The 3,037-nt window shown below is 51.2% G+C and carries 1 rRNA gene; it reads left to right on the top strand.

From position 1 onward, the window contains the following. Positions 1 to 36 precede the first annotated feature (36 nt). Positions 37 to 2,968: ribosomal RNA gene (locus HCB45_RS15005) — 23S ribosomal RNA — on the top strand. Positions 2,969 to 3,037 lie beyond the last annotated feature (69 nt).

The following is a 3,037-nucleotide window of genomic DNA, read 5'->3' as shown; positions in this document are numbered from 1 at the left end:
ATCAGAAAAACAACCTTTACTTCGTAGAAGTAAATTGGTTAAGTTAGAAAGGGCGCACGGTGGATGCCTTGGCACTAGGAGCCGAAGAAGGACGGGACTAACACCGATATGCTTTGGGGAGCTGTACGTAAGCGTTGATCCAGAGATTTCCGAATGGGGGAACCCACTATCTTTAGTCGGATAGTATCCTTACGTGAATACATAGCGTGAGGAAGGCAGACCCAGGGAACTGAAACATCTAAGTACCTGGAGGAAGAGAAAGAAAAATCGATTTCCTGAGTAGCGGCGAGCGAAACGGAAAGAGCCCAAACCAAGAAGCTTGCTTCTTGGGGTTGTAGGACACTCTATACGGAGTTACAAAAGAAAGTTATAAATGAAGCGGTCTGGAAAGGCCCGCCAAAGACGGTAACAGCCCGGTAGTTGAAATGGCTTTCCCTCCAGAGTGGATCCTGAGTACGGCGGAACACGTGAAATTCCGTCGGAATCCGGGAGGACCATCTCCCAAGGCTAAATACTCCCTAGTGACCGATAGTGAACCAGTACCGTGAGGGAAAGGTGAAAAGCACCCCGGAAGGGGAGTGAAACAGTTCCTGAAACCGTGTGCCTACAAGTAGTTAGAGCCCGTTAATGGGTGATAGCGTGCCTTTTGTAGAATGAACCGGCGAGTTACGATTTGTTGCAAGGTTAAGCGGAAAAAGCGGAGCCGTAGCGAAAGCGAGTCTGAATAGGGCGCATAAGTAACAGGTCGTAGACCCGAAACCAGGTGATCTACCCATGTCCAGGATGAAGGTAAGGTAATACTTACTGGAGGTCCGAACCCACGCACGTTGAAAAGTGCGGGGATGAGGTGTGGGTAGCGGAGAAATTCCAATCGAACTTGGAGATAGCTGGTTCTCTCCGAAATAGCTTTAGGGCTAGCCTCGAGGTAAAGAGTCATGGAGGTAGAGCACTGTTTGGACTAGGGGCCCTTCTCGGGTTACCGAATTCAGATAAACTCCGAATGCCATGTACTTATACTCGGGAGTCAGACTGCGAGTGATAAGATCCGTAGTCGAAAGGGAAACAGCCCAGACCACCAGTTAAGGTCCCCAAATATATGTTAAGTGGAAAAGGATGTGGGGTTGCTTAGACAACCAGGATGTTGGCTTAGAAGCAGCCACCATTGAAAGAGTGCGTAATAGCTCACTGGTCGAGTGACCCCGCGCCGAAAATGTACCGGGGCTAAACATATTACCGAAACTGTGGATGAACCTCTTTAGAGGTTCGTGGTAGGAGAGCGTTCTAAGGGCGGTGAAGTCAGACCGGAAGGACTGGTGGAGCGCTTAGAAGTGAGAATGCCGGTATGAGTAGCGAAAGAAGGGTGAGAATCCCTTCCACCGAATATCTAAGGTTTCCTGAGGAAGGCTCGTCCGCTCAGGGTTAGTCGGGACCTAAGCCGAGGCCGATAGGCGTAGGCGATGGACAACAGGTAGAGATTCCTGTACCAGTGCTAATTGTTTAACCGATGGGGTGACACAGAAGGATAGGGAATCGCACGAATGGAAATGTGCGTCCAAGCAGTGAGTGTGAGAAGTAGGCAAATCCGCTTCTTGCGAAGCATGAGCTGTGATGGGGAAGGAAATTAAGTACGGAAGTTCCTGATTTCACGCTGTCAAGAAAAGCCTCTAGGAAGAGAAGTACTGCCCGTACCGCAAACCGACACAGGTAGATGAGGAGAGAATCCTAAGGTGAGCGAGAGAACTCTCGTTAAGGAACTCGGCAAAATGACCCCGTAACTTCGGGAGAAGGGGTGCTCTATTAGGGTGCAAGCCCGAGAGAGCCGCAGTGAATAGGCCCAGGCGACTGTTTAGCAAAAACACAGGTCTCTGCAAAACCGTAAGGTGACGTATAGGGGCTGACGCCTGCCCGGTGCTGGAAGGTTAAGAGGAGTGCTTAGCTTCGGCGAAGGTACGAATTGAAGCCCCAGTAAACGGCGGCCGTAACTATAACGGTCCTAAGGTAGCGAAATTCCTTGTCGGGTAAGTTCCGACCCGCACGAAAGGCGCAACGATCTGGGCACTGTCTCAACGAGAGACTCGGTGAAATTATAGTACCTGTGAAGATGCAGGTTACCCGCGACAGGACGGAAAGACCCCGTGGAGCTTTACTGCAACCTGATATGGAATGTTTGTACCGCTTGTACAGGATAGGTAGGAGCCGAAGAGACGTGTGCGCTAGCATACGAGGAGGCAATGGTGGGATACTACCCTGGCTGTATGACCATTCTAACCCGCCACGCTTAGCGCGTGGGGAGACAGTGTCAGGTGGGCAGTTTGACTGGGGCGGTCGCCTCCTAAAGAGTAACGGAGGCGCCCAAAGGTTCCCTCAGAATGGATGGAAATCATTCGCAGAGTGTAAAGGCACAAGGGAGCTTGACTGCGAGACTGACAAGTCGAGCAGGGACGAAAGTCGGGCTTAGTGATCCGGTGGTTCCGCATGGAAGGGCCATCGCTCAACGGATAAAAGCTACCCCGGGGATAACAGGCTTATCTCCCCCAAGAGTCCACATCGACGGGGAGGTTTGGCACCTCGATGTCGGCTCGTCGCATCCTGGGGCTGTAGTCGGTCCCAAGGGTTGGGCTGTTCGCCCATTAAAGCGGCACGCGAGCTGGGTTCAGAACGTCGTGAGACAGTTCGGTCCCTATCCGTCGCGGGCGCAGGAAATTTGAGAGGAGCTGTCCTTAGTACGAGAGGACCGGGATGGACACACCGCTGGTGTACCAGTTGTTCCGCCAGGAGCATCGCTGGGTAGCTATGTGTGGCAGGGATAAACGCTGAAAGCATCTAAGCGTGAAGCCCCCCTCAAGATGAGATTTCCCATTTCTTCGGAAAGTAAGATCCCTGAAAGATGATCAGGTAGATAGGTTTGGAGTGGAAGTGTAGCGATACATGGAGCGGACAAATACTAATCGATCGAGGACTTAACCAAAAAATGAAACGAAGTTACCTAACTGAAAACTTTCTTCTCTAGTTTTGAGAGAGCAATCTTTCAACAACT

The organism is Listeria farberi (assembly GCF_014229245.1).
GTDB lineage: Bacteria > Bacillota > Bacilli > Lactobacillales > Listeriaceae > Listeria > Listeria farberi.
The sequence above is the reverse complement of the archived record's forward strand: the minus strand, read 5'-3'. Positions and strand labels throughout refer to the sequence as shown.